The organism is Nocardia asteroides (assembly GCF_900637185.1).
GTDB lineage: Bacteria > Actinomycetota > Actinomycetes > Mycobacteriales > Mycobacteriaceae > Nocardia > Nocardia asteroides.
The window spans coordinates 2,270,073-2,285,820 of the sequence record NZ_LR134352.1 but is presented as its reverse complement, the minus strand read 5'-3'; the positions used below and the strand labels follow the sequence as shown (position 1 = coordinate 2,285,820).

19 protein-coding genes and 2 tRNA genes are annotated in these 15,748 nt (G+C 70.1%); 13 read left to right on the top strand and 8 right to left on the bottom strand.

The genetic code is table 11. The annotated features are described in order from the left end of the window. Positions 1–102 precede the first annotated feature (102 nt). Positions 103–426, top strand: a complete 324-nt coding sequence (locus tag EL493_RS10695; protein WP_019045608.1) for a hypothetical protein — start codon at positions 103–105, stop codon at positions 424–426. 3 nt (positions 427–429) lie between these two features. Here the strand turns inward: EL493_RS10695 and EL493_RS10690 are convergent, their stop codons facing one another. Continuing rightward, entirely contained in the window at positions 430–2,100 is a 1,671-nt protein-coding gene (locus EL493_RS10690) for a helicase HerA-like domain-containing protein (RefSeq protein ID WP_019045607.1), read from the bottom strand. 102 nt (positions 2,101–2,202) lie between these two features. On the opposite strand from EL493_RS10690, the gene orn reads away from it, so the two are divergent. From orn to EL493_RS10675, 3 genes are all read left to right on the top strand, one after another. Continuing rightward, the gene (gene orn / locus EL493_RS10685) at positions 2,203–2,841 is read left to right on the top strand and encodes an oligoribonuclease (RefSeq protein WP_019045606.1); all 639 of its coding nucleotides are present in this window, start codon (positions 2,203–2,205) and stop codon (positions 2,839–2,841) included. Between the two features lie 55 nt (positions 2,842–2,896). Further along, positions 2,897–2,969: transfer RNA gene (locus EL493_RS10680), tRNA-His, on the top strand. A 122-nt stretch (positions 2,970–3,091) separates the two neighbouring features. Beyond that, complete coding sequence (locus EL493_RS10675) at positions 3,092–4,402, top strand: FAD-binding oxidoreductase (protein ID WP_019045605.1); 1,311 nt, start codon at positions 3,092–3,094, stop codon at positions 4,400–4,402. Positions 4,403–4,508: 106 nt separating this feature from the next. Here the strand turns inward: EL493_RS10675 and EL493_RS10670 are convergent, their stop codons facing one another. Then, on the bottom strand, positions 4,509–5,033 hold the full coding sequence (locus EL493_RS10670) for a CGNR zinc finger domain-containing protein (RefSeq protein WP_019045604.1): 525 nt from the start codon (positions 5,031–5,033) through the stop codon (positions 4,509–4,511). Positions 5,034–5,058: 25 nt separating this feature from the next. Here EL493_RS10670 and EL493_RS32265 point away from each other — a divergent pair, with 25 nt between their 5' ends. After that, positions 5,059–5,232, top strand: a complete 174-nt coding sequence (locus EL493_RS32265) for a hypothetical protein (RefSeq protein WP_019045603.1) — start codon at positions 5,059–5,061, stop codon at positions 5,230–5,232. Positions 5,233–5,342: 110 nt separating this feature from the next. After that, a complete protein-coding gene (locus EL493_RS10665; protein ID WP_019045602.1) occupies positions 5,343–5,696 on the top strand; it encodes a hypothetical protein in 354 nt (117 codons plus the stop codon). 62 nt (positions 5,697–5,758) lie between these two features. Here EL493_RS10665 and EL493_RS10660 read toward each other — a convergent pair whose 3' ends face one another. Beyond that, complete coding sequence (locus EL493_RS10660; protein WP_022567123.1) at positions 5,759–6,967, bottom strand: L,D-transpeptidase; 1,209 nt, start codon at positions 6,965–6,967, stop codon at positions 5,759–5,761. A gap of 275 nt (positions 6,968–7,242) precedes the next feature. On the opposite strand from EL493_RS10660, the gene EL493_RS10655 reads away from it, so the two are divergent. The 3 genes from EL493_RS10655 to EL493_RS10645 all read left to right on the top strand — a co-directional run bounded on the left by EL493_RS10655 (position 7,243) and on the right by EL493_RS10645 (position 8,988). Further along, a tRNA-Lys gene (locus EL493_RS10655) sits at positions 7,243–7,315 on the top strand. 621 nt (positions 7,316–7,936) lie between these two features. After that, complete coding sequence (locus EL493_RS10650) at positions 7,937–8,572, top strand: transglycosylase SLT domain-containing protein (RefSeq protein WP_019045600.1); 636 nt, start codon at positions 7,937–7,939, stop codon at positions 8,570–8,572. A 74-nt stretch (positions 8,573–8,646) separates the two neighbouring features. Next, the gene (locus tag EL493_RS10645; protein WP_019045599.1) at positions 8,647–8,988 is read left to right on the top strand and encodes a hypothetical protein; all 342 of its coding nucleotides are present in this window, start codon (positions 8,647–8,649) and stop codon (positions 8,986–8,988) included. Between the two features lie 7 nt (positions 8,989–8,995). On the opposite strand, the gene EL493_RS10640 is transcribed toward EL493_RS10645, so the two are convergent. Beyond that, positions 8,996–9,616: a LysE/ArgO family amino acid transporter gene (locus EL493_RS10640; RefSeq protein WP_022567122.1), complete on the bottom strand. Its 621-nt coding sequence runs from the start codon at positions 9,614–9,616 to the stop codon at positions 8,996–8,998. 72 nt (positions 9,617–9,688) lie between these two features. On the opposite strand from EL493_RS10640, the gene EL493_RS10635 reads away from it, so the two are divergent. Then, a complete protein-coding gene (locus EL493_RS10635) occupies positions 9,689–10,606 on the top strand; it encodes a LysR family transcriptional regulator ArgP (RefSeq protein ID WP_019045597.1) in 918 nt (305 codons plus the stop codon). On the opposite strand, the gene EL493_RS10630 is transcribed toward EL493_RS10635, so the two are convergent. Beyond that, positions 10,607–11,407: an alpha/beta fold hydrolase gene (locus tag EL493_RS10630; protein WP_019045596.1), complete on the bottom strand. Its 801-nt coding sequence runs from the start codon at positions 11,405–11,407 to the stop codon at positions 10,607–10,609. A 102-nt stretch (positions 11,408–11,509) separates the two neighbouring features. On the opposite strand from EL493_RS10630, the gene EL493_RS10625 reads away from it, so the two are divergent. Next, entirely contained in the window at positions 11,510–11,824 is a 315-nt protein-coding gene (locus EL493_RS10625; protein WP_019045595.1) for an ArsR/SmtB family transcription factor, read from the top strand. A gap of 6 nt (positions 11,825–11,830) precedes the next feature. On the opposite strand, the gene EL493_RS10620 is transcribed toward EL493_RS10625, so the two are convergent. Then, positions 11,831–12,811: a GlxA family transcriptional regulator gene (locus EL493_RS10620; RefSeq protein ID WP_019045594.1), complete on the bottom strand. Its 981-nt coding sequence runs from the start codon at positions 12,809–12,811 to the stop codon at positions 11,831–11,833. 143 nt (positions 12,812–12,954) lie between these two features. On the opposite strand from EL493_RS10620, the gene EL493_RS10615 reads away from it, so the two are divergent. Further along, positions 12,955–13,251: a cupin domain-containing protein gene (locus EL493_RS10615; protein ID WP_019045593.1), complete on the top strand. Its 297-nt coding sequence runs from the start codon at positions 12,955–12,957 to the stop codon at positions 13,249–13,251. Positions 13,252–13,314: 63 nt separating this feature from the next. Here the strand turns inward: EL493_RS10615 and EL493_RS32260 are convergent, their stop codons facing one another. Both EL493_RS32260 and EL493_RS10605 read right to left on the bottom strand, forming a co-directional pair. Next, a complete protein-coding gene (locus tag EL493_RS32260) occupies positions 13,315–14,118 on the bottom strand; it encodes a hypothetical protein (protein WP_022567121.1) in 804 nt (267 codons plus the stop codon). A 63-nt stretch (positions 14,119–14,181) separates the two neighbouring features. Continuing rightward, on the bottom strand, positions 14,182–14,646 hold the full coding sequence (locus EL493_RS10605; protein ID WP_022567120.1) for a MarR family winged helix-turn-helix transcriptional regulator: 465 nt from the start codon (positions 14,644–14,646) through the stop codon (positions 14,182–14,184). Between the two features lie 73 nt (positions 14,647–14,719). Between EL493_RS10605 and EL493_RS10600 the strand changes: the two genes are divergently transcribed. After that, positions 14,720–15,697 (top strand): pirin family protein, encoded by a 978-nt coding sequence (locus tag EL493_RS10600; protein ID WP_019045590.1) that lies wholly within the window; start codon positions 14,720–14,722, stop codon positions 15,695–15,697. The last annotated feature ends 51 nt before the right edge of the window (positions 15,698–15,748 follow it).

The following is a 15,748-nucleotide window of genomic DNA, read 5'->3' as shown; positions in this document are numbered from 1 at the left end:
CCCCCACATCGGGCCTAGTATCAGATAAGTCGGGGAAAAGCAAATATCCACTCGACCGGCGGTGCGCCGAGTCCGGCGACCGGTGCACCGGAAGAGGCAACCATGAATACCGACACGACCCGTGTGCGCGGCCCGCGCAGACTGCTCCTCGGCGTGGCGGTGGTGGGTGCGGCGGTCACCATCCCGCTGACGGCGGCCACCCCCGCCCTCGCCCTCCCCGCTTCCGCCCCCGACGTGGTGCAAACCAACCGGCCACGGTGCGACGACTGGAATCGCTACGACAACTGGGACTACTGCGACCGCGATCGCCGCCACCGCTGCGATTACGGCTACCACGACCAGTGGAACGACTGGGATCGCTGTGATCGTGGCCGCGGCGGCGGCTACCACAACTGGTTCCCCTGGGGCTGGTTCGGCAGCAGCTGATCGCTACCGCCGACGCCGGGTACCGAAGAGACTGCGGCTGATCTCGCGGCCCGCGGCGCTGGCCGCCGACCGCAGGAAGCTCTTGACCGCCGGATTGTTCATGATCCGCTCGGCGGCCGAGTCCTCCTCCTGCGGCGCGGCCGAGCGCCCCGGCGCCGTGGGCGCCTCGGGCTCGGGTTCGGCCGCGGCGACGCTGGCCAGCAGCATCTCGTAGGCCGACTCCCGGTCCACGCTCTGCCCGTACCTGCCCTGCAGCGGACTCGACAGCGCCTTGGACTTGATCGCGTCGTCGCCGACGGTGTCCATCAGCGAGCGCGGCGGCGCGATCTTGGTCCAGGCCACCGGCGTCGGCGCGCCCTTCTCCGAGAGCACCGTGACGATCGCCTCACCGGTGCCCAGTGAGGTGAGCGCCGCCTCCAGGTCGTACACCGACGACTTGGGGTAGGTCCGCACCGTCTTCGACAGCGCCTTCTGATCGTCGGGGGTGAAGGCGCGCAGCGCGTGCTGCACGCGCGCGCCGAGCTGTGACAGCACCGGATTCGGGATGTCGGTGGGCAGCTGCGTGCAGAAGAACACCCCGACGCCCTTGGAGCGGATCAGTTTCACGGTCTGCTCGACCTGCTGCAGGAACGCCTTGGACGCCTCGGCGAACAGCAGGTGCGCCTCGTCGAAGATGAAGACCAGCTTGGGCTTGTCCACATCGCCGACCTCCGGCAACGTCTGGAACAGGTCGGCGAGCACCCACATGAGGAAGGTGGAGAACAGCACCGGCCGCGCCGCCTGCTGGCCGAGTTCGAACAGCGTGATCACGCCCTGCCCGCCCGCGGTGCGCAGCAGGTCGGCCGGGTCGAGTTCGGGTTCGCCGAAGAAGGTGTCGCCGCCCTCGGCCTCCAGATTCACCAGCGAGCGCAGGATCACCCCCGCCGTCTGGGCCGACACCCCGCCGATGCCCTTGAGGTCCTCCTTGCCCTCGGGGCTGGTGAGGTGGGTGATCACCGCGCGCAGATCCTTCAGATCCAGCAGCGCCAGTCCGCGCTGATCGGCCCAGTGGAAGATCAGGCCGAGCGTGGACTCCTGGGTGTCGTTGAGGCCGAGCACCTTGCTGAGCAGGATCGGGCCGAACGAGGAGATGGTCGCCCGGATCGGCACCCCGATGCCGCCGGTGCCGAGCGAGACGAACTCGGTGGGAAAGGCGCTGGGCGCCCAGTCGCCCGCACCGGTCTCGGCGGCCCGTGCCCGGATCTTGTCGTTGTCCGCGCCGGGTTCGCTCAGGCCCGACAGGTCGCCCTTGATGTCGGCCATCACCACCGGCACACCGGCCCGGGACAGGTGTTCGGCGATGCCCTGCAGGGTCTTGGTCTTGCCGGTACCGGTGGCGCCGGCGACCAGGCCGTGCCGGTTCATCATCTTCAGCGGAATGCGCACGCGCGCGGCGGGATCGGCCACCCCGTCGACCATCACCGTGCCGAGCTCCAGGGCCGGGCCGTCGAACGCGTACCCCGCCCCGATCTCGGCCGCCGCACCGACGGCCGCGGGCGGCTGCGCCGGTTCGGCATTCGCCGCCGCGGCTTCCTTCTCGGCGGCCTCCGCCGCCGCCGCGGCCTCCGCGGCGACCCGCGCCGCGTCCTCGGCCGCCTTGCGGGCCGCTGCCGCCTTCTCCTGGGGGGTGGTCATCGCGCGTCCTCCGTCTGGTCACAACTGCCGTACGCAAGAAATGCTCGAAAACGTCTGCGGGGAATTCCAGGCAAACTGTATCGCCCGGTTAGGGTGACTCAGGTGTCCGACAAACTCTTGGTCTGGATGGATTGCGAGATGACGGGGCTCCGTCTCGACAGCGACAAGCTGATCGAGATCGCCGCGCTCGTGACCGACAGCGACCTGAACATCCTCGGTGACGGTGTCGACATCGTCATCCACGCCGACGACGCCTCGCTGGCCTGCATGCCACCGGTCGTCGCCGAGATGCACGCCAAATCCGGTCTCACCGAAGAGGTTCGGCGCTCCACGGTGACGCTGGAGCAGGCCCAGGCCGAGGTCCTCGCCTACATCCGCCAGTACGCGCCCACCGCGCGCACGGTGCCGCTGTGCGGCAACTCGATCGCCACCGACCGCGGTTTCATCGCCCGGGACATGCCCGAGCTCGACGAGCACCTGCACTACCGGATGGTCGATGTGAGCTCGATCAAGGAACTGTGCCGCCGCTGGTATCCGCGCATCTACTTCGGCCAGCCGGAGAAGGGCCTGGCGCACCGCGCGCTGGCCGACATCAAAGAGTCCATCCGCGAGCTCGAGTACTACCGCCGCACCGCGTTCGTGCCGCTGCCCGGCCCGTCCACCACGGAGATCGCGACCGCCGCCGAAGCCGTCACCGAGGCCGTGGATGTCACCGGATCAAGCCCCCGACCAGCCGATTAGGGTCTGAGGCCGCAGACAAGCTACTATTTACCGCGCCGGTGAATAACCGGTGATGGTGACTGTAGTTCAGTTGGTAGAGCACCAGGTTGTGATCCTGGCTGTCGCGGGTTCGAGTCCCGTCAGTCACCCCGAAGAGAAGGACCGGTTCCCCAGGAACCGGTCCTTCTTCGTTTCCCCGGTACGGATGTCACACTCGCGGGCCCACCGCCGTCTACTCGATGAACCACCGAGCAGAGTGAGGAAATCGGACATGGGAATCGACGAACTGCGCAGCACCGTCCGCGGCACCGTGCTGCTGCCCGGCGACGACGGCTTCGACCGGGCGGCCCAACCGTGGAACGTGGCGGTGCGCCAGTCCGTCGGCGCCGTGGTGGCGGCCGCCGACGCCGACGACATCGCCGCCGTCGTGCGCTACGCGCGCCGGACGGGCCGCACGATCGTGACGCAGCCGACCGGCCACGGCGCCACCGGCGACATCGACGACGCCATCCTGCTGCGCACCGGCGCGCTCGACGAGATCACCGTCGACGCCGAGCACCGGGTGGCGCGGGTGGGGTCCGGCGCCCAGTGGGGCCGGGTCCAGGCGGCCGCGGCCGCGCACGGCCTCAGCGGGCTGGCGGGCAGCAACCCTGTCGTCGGGGTCACCGGCTACACCCTGGGCGGCGGCTTCGGCTGGCTGGCGCGGGCGCACGGCTGGGCGTGCAATGCCGTGCGCGCGTTCGACATCGTCGACGCCGACGGCGCGCGCGGCCGGGTCACCGCCGAGAGCGACCCCGAACTGTTCTGGGCGCTGCGCGGCGGCGGTGGCGACTTCGCGATCGTCACCGGCCTCGAGTTCGACCTCTTCCCCCTGCCCCAGCTCTACGGCGGCCGGGTGAGCTGGCCGGCCGACCGCACCCACGAGGCGTTCGAGCTGTTCACCGCGCTCACCACCGACGCGCCCGCCGAGCTGTCGGTATGGCTGCAGCGCTACCAGCTGCCCGGCGCCGCGCCCACGGTCGCCCTCGACTTCGCCTACCTCGGCGACCCCGCCACGGGCCGCGCGCTCACCCGCGGCCTGGACGCCCTGCCCGGCGCCCTCCTCGACACCCGCGCGACCATGACGCCGGACCAGCTCGGCACCATCACCGCCGAGCCGACCGACCCGAGCCCGTCCCTGTCGCGCGGCGAACTGCTCACCGATCTCGGCGACGCGGTGGTGAAGACCCTCGTCGACGCTCCCGTCGCGCCCCTGCTCAACATCCAGCTGCGCGGTCTCGGCGGCGCGCTCGCCGAGGCGAACCCGGACGACGGCGCGCGCGGACCGGTCACCGAGCCGTACGCGCTGTACCTGCTCGGCCTCGGCCTGCCCCACCTCGTCGACGACGTGCACGCCGGCTTCGCGGCCGTCCTCGACGGGCTCGGCTCGCACATCACCGGCGCCAAGCCCTACACCTTCCTGGCCCCCGGCGAATCGGCGAGCGCCGCCTTCGACGCCCCGACCCTGACCCGCCTGCGCGCCCTCAAACAGGCCCGCGACCCCCACGGCGTGCTCCGCGCCAACTTCCCGGTACTGAGCTGAGATCCCGGCGACCACCGCGCCGCGCACCGGGTTTCCGGTGCCGGGCCGAGGCTCGGCGACAACCGCGCCGCGCGCCGGGATCCGGGCCCTGGGCCGTGGGCGGCGGCTACGGGCCCGCGCTGCGTGCCCGGTGTCTGCGGACCGCCGACCGGTTCGCGCAGGCGGGGCTGCAGAACCGCTGTCTGCCGTTGCGTGAGGTGTCGGCGTAGGCCCGCGCGCAGCCGTCGGCCGCACAGACGCCGAGCCGGTCCATCCCGAGGCCGGTCAGGTGCAGTGCCGTGCCGACGGTGATGAGCGCGGCGATCTGCCGGTCGGTCGCGACGCCGGGGTCACGGAAATGCAGATGCCAGCCGTCGCCCAGGTGGTCGGTGAGCCGGGGCGCCGAGGCGTATTCGACCAGCAGTGCGTTGAGCAGCTCGGCGCGAGCCGGGGCCGCCGGGCACTCCACCACGCGCCGCCAGCGCCGCAGGAACGCCGTCACCGAGGCGAGATCACCGTCGGTGGGGGCGCAGGACAGGGCCAGCCCGGCGGCGGCGCAGCGCGCGGCGAGCTCGGCGGCCGACGCGCACGGGTCGTTGAGCAATTCGATCCCGAGCTGCACCGGCTCCCGTCCGTAATGGTTGTAATGCACAATGCCATTACAACAGACTCGAAGCATGAACAGCCACAGCTCCCACACCTGGTGGATCGAGTCCTGCCATCGGACCAGCGAGGGCCTGGTCGCCTACCAGCGCTGCCGCTGCGGCACCCGCCGGGTGGTCGCGGGCGATCTCGCCGTCGGCATCTCGGCCGAGCTCCCCGGCGATTCCGGGCTCGCGGCTACCGCGTAGTAGATCCGGCGCCGGGGTTCATGACGAACATCACGTTTGCCCGCTACACTCTGGACCACTGCCCAGATGTGGGGCAGATCTCGTCAGAGCTCGACCGGAAAGACCACTTGATGAAGCGTTCCACCGTCGTCGCCGCCTTCGCGGCCGCCACCGCGCTCGGCCCCGTCGCGGGGGTCGCGGCGGCCGAGTCGCCCGGCCTGCCCCTCACGGCCTACGTCGCGGAGACCCCCGCGCCCAAGGCCGACCTCGGGCTCCCGAGCGAACTGCCCGAGTCCGGTTCGGCCCAGAGCGGCTCGACCTCCGGCGTGGAGACCACCGGCTCCTCCGGCACCGGCTCGGCCGGCCTGCCCAACCTGGACCGGCTGCTGTTCGGCGGCCGCATCCTGTGCGGCGCGTTCGGCAGCGCCATGGCCGTGGCCGGCGAGGCGATGATGGACTGCAGCGACCTGCCGACCCCCGCCTGAGCCACCCCACGAACGACGAAGGGCCACCGGAAACCCCGGTGGCCCTTCGCTTTCCGCACGACTCAGGCGACGTCGGCGTTGCCCGCCTTCCATTCCGGCCACGGGATGTTCCAGTCACCGAGGCCGTCGACACCGGACAGCGTGCCGCCCACGGTGTTCTTCACGATCGTGATGTCACCGCGCTTGGCGTTCTCGTACACCCAGCGCGCGTTGGCCGGGCTCAGATTCAGGCAGCCGTGACTGGCGTTGGAGTAGCCCTGCTGCCCCACCGACCACGGTGCCGAGTGGAAGAAGATGCCGCTGTAGGAGATTCGCGTCGCGTAGTCCACCGGGGTGCGGTAGCCGTCCGGCGAGTTCACCGAGACACCGTAGGTCGAGGAGTCCATGATGATCTTCTCGTGCCGGTCGCTGACGATGTAGATGCCGTTGTCGGTGGGCGTGCTGTCCTTGCCCATCGAGGTCGGCATGGTCATGATCACCTGGCCGTTGCGCTCGACGGTCACCTGGTGGGTGTTGTCGTCGGCGGTGAAGATCTGCGCGTCGCCCACGGTGAAGTACGAGTGGATGTTGTCCTGCCCGAACAGGCCCTTGCCCAGGTCTTTTCCGTAGACGTTGACGTCGATGGTCACCTTGGTGCCCGGCGCCCAGAAATTCTCCGGCCGCCACCGCACCTCGCGGTTGTTCACCCAGTAGAAGGCGCCCTCCACCGCGGGCTCGGTGGTGATCTTGATGGCGTCCTGCGCGGCACGGCGATCGGGAATGTTCTCGTCGAACTGGATGGCCACCGGCTGACCGATGCCGACGACCTCGCCCTCACCGGGCAGCAGGTACGGCTTGGTCTGGCTGTTCGGCGAGCTCGTGGTGAAGCTGAGCGTCGTCGAGTTCACCCCGCCCAGGCCCATCGCCGAGGCGGTCAGGTTGTAGGTCTTGCCGTAGCCGAGCACCTCGCTGGTCGCCCAGGAGCGTCCGTCGGCGGCCAGCTTGCCCGCGACCGCGCGACCCTCCTTGTTGGTCAGCGTGACCTCGGTAAACTTGCCGTCCTCGACCTGGAACGCCATCGGCATGCCGGGCGAGACGCCGACCTGGCCGTCCTTGATCTCGGAGACCAGTTTCGGCTTCATCAGTTCGGTGATCGGGTTGCGGTCGATCGCGACCTCGACCCCGGCGCCCTCCGCGGCCGAACACGCCGTCGCGCCCACCGCGAACACCGCGAGCAGTGCCACCGGAACCATCGTCCGCAGCGACCGAGGTCGCCCCCGCTTCTTACCCATGTTTCAACCCCGTTTCCATACCGACGCCCCGCCATTCTGCCAGCCCAGCTGGTCGCCACCAACGGGAAAGACCCCGCGACACGACCAAGTCACAATCGTTAGATACGTCCGGGGGCCGCTGTCGTTAACAACTCGAAGGGCCCGGCATCGCCGCTGGTCAGAGCCCGATTTCACTTTCCGGCCCCAAGCCTGTTAATGTTTGTTCCGCACCGGAGAGCGGGGCTGAGAGGGAGACCGAGAGGTTCTCTCCCAGAGTCGCGAATCCAGCAAACCAAGCGCCATTAGCTCAATTGGCAGAGCAGCTGACTCTTAATCAGCGGGTTCGGGGTTCGAGTCCCTGATGGCGCACAACAGACCGCATCCCGGCAGTTACCGAAACTGCCGGGATGCGGTCTTTTTGCATCGGAGTGGCACGTTCGACAACGGTCACGAGGCTGTTATCGGATCGCCATCGACATCGCTCGATCCGTCACAGCTGTCCCGATCCGGACACGCTCGAGCTGCGCAAACGCTCGCGAAACCAGATTTGGGCAAACTTTTTCTGTGACCCGCGGCACACCGCTGACGTCGGCAAACCCCCTGCATAGATAACGATTCTGCAACCACCCGGCGAAGCGACCAAGATCGGCAACGTTTGCCGTTCAGGTTCCGTTCACCTTGCGTTAACCCGTCGTGACCATTCTGCAATCAGGTCACAAACAGACCTGCGGTTTGGTTAGCCCCGAGGTATCCAACCTTCGGAGCACGAGAACCGAACAGCGCGTGGTCTCCCCGCAGCCAGCTGTGGAGCACCGTGCGACGCGCGGGACCGCCATCGAGCGTCCCGACCCCGACAGCGTCGCACATTCCCATACAGACAGAAACAACACATCGCCTGACCGGCGTGCGCCGCTGCGTGCGCTGCGCGATCCACCGCGCCCGTCACCCGGGCCCGCGGTCGCCAGACAGAGATGAAGGAACAGAACAGCAATGCTCAACAAAGACAAGCTCAGCACCGTCATCGGCCGTCGATCTCGCCGTGAGGCGTTCACCGTGGCCGTCGCCGCGGTCGGCCTGGTCGCCGTAGCAGCGTCCTCCGCCGTGTCCTTCGCGGACGACAGCGTGCCCGAGCGTGCAGCCATGGTCGTCGAGCAGGCGGAGGCCGTCCCCGCCGTCGGCGCCGCTCCCGCCGTCGAGGCGATCCCCGCCCCGGCCCCCGCGCCGGAGGCCGCTCCGGCTCCCGCGCCCGCCCCCGAGGCCGTCCCGGCCCCGATGCCCGAGCCCGCCCCGGCCCCGCCGGTGTACGCGGACAACCTGGACGGCTGGATCCGCCAGGCCCTCGACATCATGGCCGCCAAGGGCATCCCCGGCACCTACGAGGGCATCCACCGCAACATCATGCGCGAGTCGACCGGTAACCCCCAGGCGATCAACCTGTGGGACTCCAACGCCGCGATGGGCATCCCCTCCAAGGGCCTGCTCCAGGTGATCGACCCGACCTTCGCCGCGTACCACGTGGAGGGCACCCCGTTCGACGTGTGGAACCCGGTCTCCAACATCGTCGCGGCCTGCAACTACGCCGCGCACCGCTACGGCTCGATGGACAACGTCAACAGCGCGTACTGAGCCATCCCACGGGTGAACGCCCGCGTCCCGGTCTCCGCCGACCGGGACGCGGGCGTTCGTCGTAGAATCGCCGGGTGCCAGACAGCGCCGATCAGGCACCCGATCACGCGCATTCCGACGCGGCCACCGCGAGCCGCGTCGCCAAGGCCCGCCGACTGGCCGCCTATCTCTGGGACCGCGACATCCACGGCGCCGAACTCCTCGCCCTGCCCGCGGCCACGTTGCGCAAGCTGGCCAGGGCCGCCGACACCAATCCACCCAGCACGGGTGAGACCTGGCAGGTGGTCGCGGACCTGCTCGACCGGAAGGACGCCTGGGCGGCCCGCAATCCCGGGCACACCGCCGCGGTGCGCTCCCACGCCGACGAGAAGCTGCTGTGGGTGAAGCCGCCGGTGAAACCCTGGGCCGAGTCCTGAGCGCGGCTCAGGACAGCACCAGGCCGACCGCCAGCGTGAGCATGACCACCGCGATCAGCGCGTCGAGTACCCGCCACGCGGCCGGGCGCGCGAACAACGGGCCGAGCCTGCGCGCCCCGTAGCCCAGCGCCAGGAACCAGACGACGCTGGCCAGCATGGCGCCCCCGGCCAGGAACCAGCGATCGGGCGCGGCGTAGGTGCCGGCGAACGAGCCGAGCAGTACGACGGTGTCCAGGTAGACGTGCGGGTTGAGCCAGGTCAGCGCCAGGCAGGTGAGCACCGAGGCCCCCACCGCCGCCGAGGCGCCCGCGGCATCGGCGATCAGCGACGACGAACGCAGCGCCCGCCGCGCCGCCAGCACCGCGTAGCCGAGCAGGAAGGCCGCCCCCGCGTACCTCGCCACGGCCAGCACCGCGGGCACGGCCTCGACGACGGCCCCGAACCCGGCCACGCCCGCCGCGATGAGCACGATGTCGGACACCGCGCACACCGCGATCACCGGCAGCACGTGCTGCCCGCGCACGCCCTGGCGCAGGACGAACGCGTTCTGCGCGCCGATCGCCACGATGAGCGAGAGCCCGAAGCCCAATCCGGAGAGGGCGGCCAGTGCCGCGGAAGATGCCGTCACGTCTGTCGACGGTAAGAGACCATCAATTTTCAGACCAGCTAATGATTCTTCAGCACCATTAGAATCGCTTAGGTGGATCTGCAACTGGACCAGCTGCGCGCGCTAGACGCCGTGCTCACCGCGGGCACGTTCGACGGCGCGGCGCGGCGGCTCAATGTCACCCCGTCGGCCATCAGCCAGCGGATCAAGGCGCTGGAGGAGGCGGCCGGGCGCATCCTGGTGCAGCGCTCGAAACCGGTGCGCGCCACCGAATCCGGGCTCGCCGTATTGCGGCTGGCTCGCCAGGTGGAACTGCTCGCCGGGGACACCGCGCGCGAACTCGGCGACGCGGACCGGCCCGCCGGTCGGCCCGCCCGGATCCCGATCGCGGTCAACGCCGATTCGCTGGAAACCTGGGTGCTGCCCGCGCTGGCCCGCGTCTCCGGCACGATCTGCTTCGAGTTGCACCGCGAGGACGAGGAACACACCACCCGGCTGCTGCGCGACGGCACGGTGATGGCGGCGATCACCGCGACCGCGACGCCGGTGCAGGGCTGCAAGGTCGAACCGCTGGGCGCCATGCGGTACCAGCCGCTGGCCCGCCCGGACTTCGCGGAGCACTGGTTTCCCGACGACGCGCGGCCCGGCTCCTACGCGCGGGCCCCGATGATCCAGTTCGACCGCAAGGACGACCTGCAGTTCCGCCACGTGCGCGGCCGGTCCCCCGACCCCATCGACCCGCCGACCCACTTCGTGCCCTCGTCCAACGCCTTCGGCGATGCGGTGCGGCTCGGCATGGGCTGGGGCATGTTGCCCGACCTGCAGACCGAAAACGACCGCGCCGCAGGCACTCTCGTGAACGTCGACGGCCGGTCCCGGATCGACGTCCCGCTCTACTGGCAGCAGTGGAAGCTCGACTCCCCCGCCCTGTCCGCCACCGCGCGCGCCATCGCCGCCGCCGCGGCCGACAAGCTGATCCAGCCCGAGCCGCCGCGGCGAACCGTCACGTGATCAGCCGGCGAGGAATTCGACCAGCAGCCGGTTGATCTCGTCGGGCTGTTCGAGGTAGCCGTAGTGGCCGCAGCGCTCGATCTCGGCGTAGCGGGCGTTCGGGATGGCCTCGGCGACCTCGCGGCAGAAGCGCGGCGGCACCATCTGGTCGTCGGCGAAACCGACGACCAGGCTGGGCACGGTGATCCGGCGATAGGCCTCGCGACGGTCCTGCGACCGGTCCATGCCGAGCTGCGCGCGGGTGCCGGGAGTGCCCTTGCCCGAGGTGAATTCGAAGATGTCGAGCCATTCCTGCGCCTTGGCCGGGTCGGCCAGGGTGTGCGGCGACAGGTTGAGCATCGCCTTCACCGCGGCCGCGTACTCGGCGGGCAGCTGGATGCCCTTGTCGAACAGCGCCTGCTCGCCGCGGTTGAGGGTGCTCGTCACCGGATGCGGGCGGGCGGTGGCGGCGAACATGACCGCCTTGCCCAGCAGTTCGGGCCGGGCCAGCGCGAGCTCGGCCACCACCCGCGACCCCATCGAGGTCCCGACCACGTGCGCGGGCGCGCCCAGGTGCTCGATCAGCGCGGCGGTGTCGCCGACCAGATCGGCCATGGTGATCCCCGCGGCCGACTCGGCCGACGGCGCGATCCCCCGGTTGTCCACCGTGACGACGCGAAAACCCGCCTGCACCAGTGCGGGCACCTGATAGGTTCGCCAGACCCGCCCCGGACTGCCACTGCCCATCACCAGCAGGACCACCGGGCCCGACCCGGTGACGTCGTAGTTGAGCTGGATCCCGTCGAGCGAAACGAGCGGCATATCTCTCCTGTTAGCTTGTTTGCTAAAGTTAGAAAACACCATACCGCCACTTCAGGGACGGGGTTCGCCACGGTGCCAGGACTGAGCAGGCCGCTGTATCAGATGAAGGCCGACTTCTTCAAAACCCTCGGACACCCCGTCCGCATCCGGGTGCTGGAGCTGCTCAGCGAGCGCGAACACGCGGTCTCGGAGATGCTGCCCGAAGTCGGCGTCGAGGCGGCCAATCTCTCTCAGCAACTGGCGATCCTGCGCCGGGCCGGACTGGTGACCGCGCGTCGCGAGGGCCTGTCGGTGACCTACGAACTCACCTCACCGCGGGTGAAGGAACTGCTGACCGTGGCTCGCGCCATCCTTACCGGTGTCGTCGCGGGCCAGGCCGAACTCCTGGAGAACCCCACGGAGTCGACCGTCGCCTGACCTCACCTACGCGGGGCGGGTGCGGAACTGGCGGCGGTACGCCGTCGGGGTGAGGCCCGTCGCGGCGGCGAGGTGGGTGCGCAGATTCACCGCGGTGCCGAGGCCGCTCGCGGTGGCGACCTGCTCGATCGGCAGCTCTCCGGATTCGAGCAGTCCACGGGCGTGATCGAGGCGGCGGGCGGTGAGCCAGGCCAGCGGGGTACAACCGAGTTCGGCGCGGAAGCGGCGGTGCAGGGTGGCCACGCTGACGCAGGCGTGCGCGGCGAGGTCGGCGACGGTGATCGGCTGGGTCGCCCGCTGTTCGGCCCACTCGACGGTCGCCGCCAGGGACGGCCCGGGGTCCCGCGGCACCGGCCGTTCGATGAACTGGCGCTGCCCGCCCCGGCGATGCGCGGCGAAGACGAGCCTGCGCGCGACGGCGGCGGCGACGCGGGAACCGTGGTCGCGGCCGACCAGATGGAGCGCCAGATCGAGGGCGGCCGCACTGCCCGCCGAGGTGAGGATGTCGCCGTCGTCGATGAACAGCACGCCGTCGTCGACGGTGGTCTCGGGAAATCGCCGCCGGAACTCCGGGGCCCACTGCCAGTGCAGGGCGACGGTCCGCCCGGTCAGCACCCCGGCTTCGGCGAGGGTGAACGCTCCACTGCACATGCCCACCAGCCGGGCTCCGCGCGCGTGCGCCCTGGCGATGGCGGCGAGGACCGCCGGATCACGCAGTGTCGCGGTGTCGGGCCGGTTGGGCACGATCACCGTGTCGGCGGTGTCCAGCAACGACAGGCCGGCCAGCCCGGTCATGGTGAAGAAGTCCTGACGCATCGGCACCGCGCGCTGATGGGCGCAGAGCCGGAAATCGTAGAGCAGCCCGCCGATCTCGGGCCGATCGATGCCGAACACCTCGGTCATGCAGGCCAGTTCGAACGGGTTGGAGCCCACGTCGACCAGCGCCGCGATCCGGTGCAGGCCCGGGTGCGAGAAATCTTTCGGCATATGCCATTCATCGCACTGTCGGGATGCCCGGCGCAACCGTGACGATGAGGTCATGACCGATCGACCGAGCAATATCGACGCCGCCCTCGCCTCCTTCGACGAGCTGTGGAGCCCGCGCATCCTGGCCCGCGTGAACGACTGGGATGTGCGCCTGGCCACAGGTGCGCGGTGCGCACCTGTGGCACGCCCACCACGACACCGACGAATTCTTCCTGGTCCTCGACGGCGTGCTCGACATCGACCTGCGTGCGCCCGATCGCCGGGTCACCTTGCGCCGCAACGACACCTACGTGGTGCCGCGCGGCGTCGAGCACCGTCCGTCCTCGGCGGACGGGGCGACCCTGCTGCTGTTCGAGCCCGCGGGCACCCTGACCACCGGCGACTACACGGGTGAAGTCCCCGACCACATCACCGCGACCACGGGCCGTGCGCTGACCTGAGCGGGTAGACCGCGCGCCGAACGGTCGGGCCCGCGGACCGTGACGGCCGCGGCGAGGTTCCGATCAGCTCGCGGCCGCCGCGAAATACGCCGTGCGGACGGCGACCACCAGCGGGGGTGGGAAGTCGGGGTTGCCCGAGCCCAGCGGGCCGACCCGCACCGTCCAGGTGCTCGACGAGGTATCGATCGCGGTGCGCGCCTCGGCGGGTTGGAGCACCACATCGTGTCCGCCGTCGCAGGAGTACGCGCCGACCAGGCCGTCGGAGCGGCCACCCCACGCGCCGCCGACGCGGATGCGGCAGTGCCTGCCGTCGGCCAGTTCCAGTGCCCACGGCTCGGGCGATTCGGTGCGCCCGACCGGGGTGAGCTGCGGTGTCACGGTGTAGCGGCGCAGGGTCCGCTGCCAGGGATCGTTCGCGCACAGCAGGGTGGTGTTGCCGGGTGGCGCCCAGCAGACGTCGGCAGAGTCGGCGGAGGCGCCGCAGCCGGAGTAGATGCCCGCGGTATTGCCCGAGCGGCCGGCCTGGGCGTATCGGCAGTCCAGGGCGCCGAACGGGTCGGGGCTGGTGACGGTGAATCCGTCGGCGGGCTGACCGGCGGCGTCCACCGCGACCACCGAGACGACGGTGGTCGCCGGGCCGGACGGCGCACCAGTCGATGTCGCGGGAGCGGCCGTCGAGGTGGTGGCGGACGGGGACGGCACGGTGGTGCCCGGATCGGTCGTGGCGGACGGCGTCTCCGGTTGGGCGGTGGCCGGGGACGTGGTGGTCGGCGTCGCGGTGTCCTCCGACGCGGACGAACACCCGGCGAGCACGACGATCAGCGCCGCACCCACCGCACCGGCCACCCGTGCGCGAACGACAGTCATAGCCACCCCTCGATTCGACGAGCCCGACCCTCGACCGATGCATCGACGACGCGCGCGAATTCGTTAACCCGGCAATGCCGTTCGGTTGTCGCTGGCCGCGATCACCTTCTCCGACAGCGACCGGATCGCGGTGCTCTCACGCTGGGTCAGCCGGTCGACGAACACCTCCCGCACCAGTTCCACGTGTTCGGGCGCGGCGCGCCCGAGCAGCGCCCGGCCCGCCTCGGTCAGCGAGACCACGATCCCGCGGGCGTCGTCCTCGGCGGGCCGCCGGTCGACGAGTCCGCGGGCGGCCATCCGGGCCAGCTGCTTGGACAGCCGCGACTTGTCCCAGCACACCTCGCCAGCCAGTTCCTTGGCCCGCATGCAGCCGTTCGGCGTGGCCGACAGCGGCACCATCAGCTCGTAGTCGGCCATCGACAGCCCGTGTTCGGCCAGGCCCGCGTTGATCGCGGCGTCGAGCCGCTGCCGCATGCGGATGTAGGCCTGCCAGGTCTGCTGCTCTTCGTCGGACAACCATCGAGTCACGGGAATGATCCTAGAACCCATTTGGTTGACATGGAAACAAAGAGACCGCAGATCCGTCCAGGAGGCGCATCCCATGCCCGCAATCACCGTCGACGACATCATGGTGCTGCCCCGGCTGCCCCGTCCCGATGTCACCGAGACCCAGCGACCCGTCCGCCAGATCGTCACCGCCACGCGGCAGCGCGAAGGCGCGGGCTTCGAGGTCACCCGCCCGTTCCCCAGCGTCGACCTGCGCGCGGCAGACCCGTTCATCCTGCTCGACCAGATGGGCCCGGTGGCCTACGAGCCCTACGAGGCCAAGGGCGCGCCCTGGCATCCGCACCGCGGTTTCGAGACCGTCACCTACATGCTCGACGGGACCATGGTCCACCACGACTCCCAGGGTGGCGGCGGCGTCATCAGCGAGGGCGACACCCAGTGGATGACCGCGGGCTCCGGCATGCTGCACGACGAACTGCCCGAGGAGAAGCTGGTCATCTCCGGCGGCACCTTCCACGGCATCCAGCTGTGGGTCAACCTGCCACGGGCGAACAAGTTCGCCACCCCGCGCTACCAGGACCTGCGCGCGGGCGAACTCACCCTGGTCAGCTCGCACGACGGCGGCGCGCTGGTCCGCGTCATCGCCGGTGAGCTGGGCGGCTTCGCCGGTCCGGGCTCCACCTACACCCCCATCGCCTACGCGCACGCCTCGCTCGTCCCCGGCGCGCAGCTCGAGACGCCGTGGCCCAAGGACTACACCGCCATGGCCTACGTGCTCTCTGGTACCGGCACCGTCGGCGTCGACCGCAGGCCGATCAGCGCCGGACAGCTGGTGGTGTTCGGCAAGGGCGACGCGATCACCCTGACCGCCGACACCAGCCAGCACAGCAGCACCGGCGATCTCGAGGTCCTGCTGCTCGGCGGAATCCCGTTGCGCGAACCGGTGATCCAGTACGGGCCCTTCGTGATGAACACCCGCGAGGAGATCATCGAGGCCATGGAGGATTTCCAGGCGGGCCGCATGGGCACCGTCCCGGCCGAACACCGGACCGGGCGACGGCTGGGTGAATAACCGACCGGAGTTCACGGTGCCGCGGTAGGGTCCCGCGCGGTTGACAACGGG

What these genes read in the sequence shown, in the direction of transcription:
- EL493_RS10695 (WP_019045608.1), top strand. Translation starts at nt 103, where the DNA reads ATGAATACCGACACGACCCGTGTGCGCGGCCCGCGCAGACTGCTCCTC.
- EL493_RS10690 (WP_019045607.1), bottom strand. Translation starts at nt 2,100, where the DNA reads ATGACCACCCCCCAGGAGAAGGCGGCAGCGGCCCGCAAGGCGGCCGAG.
- EL493_RS10675 (WP_019045605.1), top strand. Translation starts at nt 3,092, where the DNA reads ATGGGAATCGACGAACTGCGCAGCACCGTCCGCGGCACCGTGCTGCTG.
- EL493_RS32265 (WP_019045603.1), top strand. Translation starts at nt 5,059, where the DNA reads ATGAACAGCCACAGCTCCCACACCTGGTGGATCGAGTCCTGCCATCGG.
- EL493_RS10665 (WP_019045602.1), top strand. Translation starts at nt 5,343, where the DNA reads ATGAAGCGTTCCACCGTCGTCGCCGCCTTCGCGGCCGCCACCGCGCTC.
- EL493_RS10660 (WP_022567123.1), bottom strand. Translation starts at nt 6,967, where the DNA reads ATGGGTAAGAAGCGGGGGCGACCTCGGTCGCTGCGGACGATGGTTCCG.
- EL493_RS10650 (WP_019045600.1), top strand. Translation starts at nt 7,937, where the DNA reads ATGCTCAACAAAGACAAGCTCAGCACCGTCATCGGCCGTCGATCTCGC.
- EL493_RS10630 (WP_019045596.1), bottom strand. Translation starts at nt 11,407, where the DNA reads ATGCCGCTCGTTTCGCTCGACGGGATCCAGCTCAACTACGACGTCACC.
- EL493_RS10625 (WP_019045595.1), top strand. Translation starts at nt 11,510, where the DNA reads ATGAAGGCCGACTTCTTCAAAACCCTCGGACACCCCGTCCGCATCCGG.
- EL493_RS10620 (WP_019045594.1), bottom strand. Translation starts at nt 12,811, where the DNA reads ATGCCGAAAGATTTCTCGCACCCGGGCCTGCACCGGATCGCGGCGCTG.
- EL493_RS10615 (WP_019045593.1), top strand. Translation starts at nt 12,955, where the DNA reads ATGTGCGCCTGGCCACAGGTGCGCGGTGCGCACCTGTGGCACGCCCAC.
- EL493_RS32260 (WP_022567121.1), bottom strand. Translation starts at nt 14,118, where the DNA reads ATGACTGTCGTTCGCGCACGGGTGGCCGGTGCGGTGGGTGCGGCGCTG.
- EL493_RS10600 (WP_019045590.1), top strand. Translation starts at nt 14,720, where the DNA reads ATGCCCGCAATCACCGTCGACGACATCATGGTGCTGCCCCGGCTGCCC.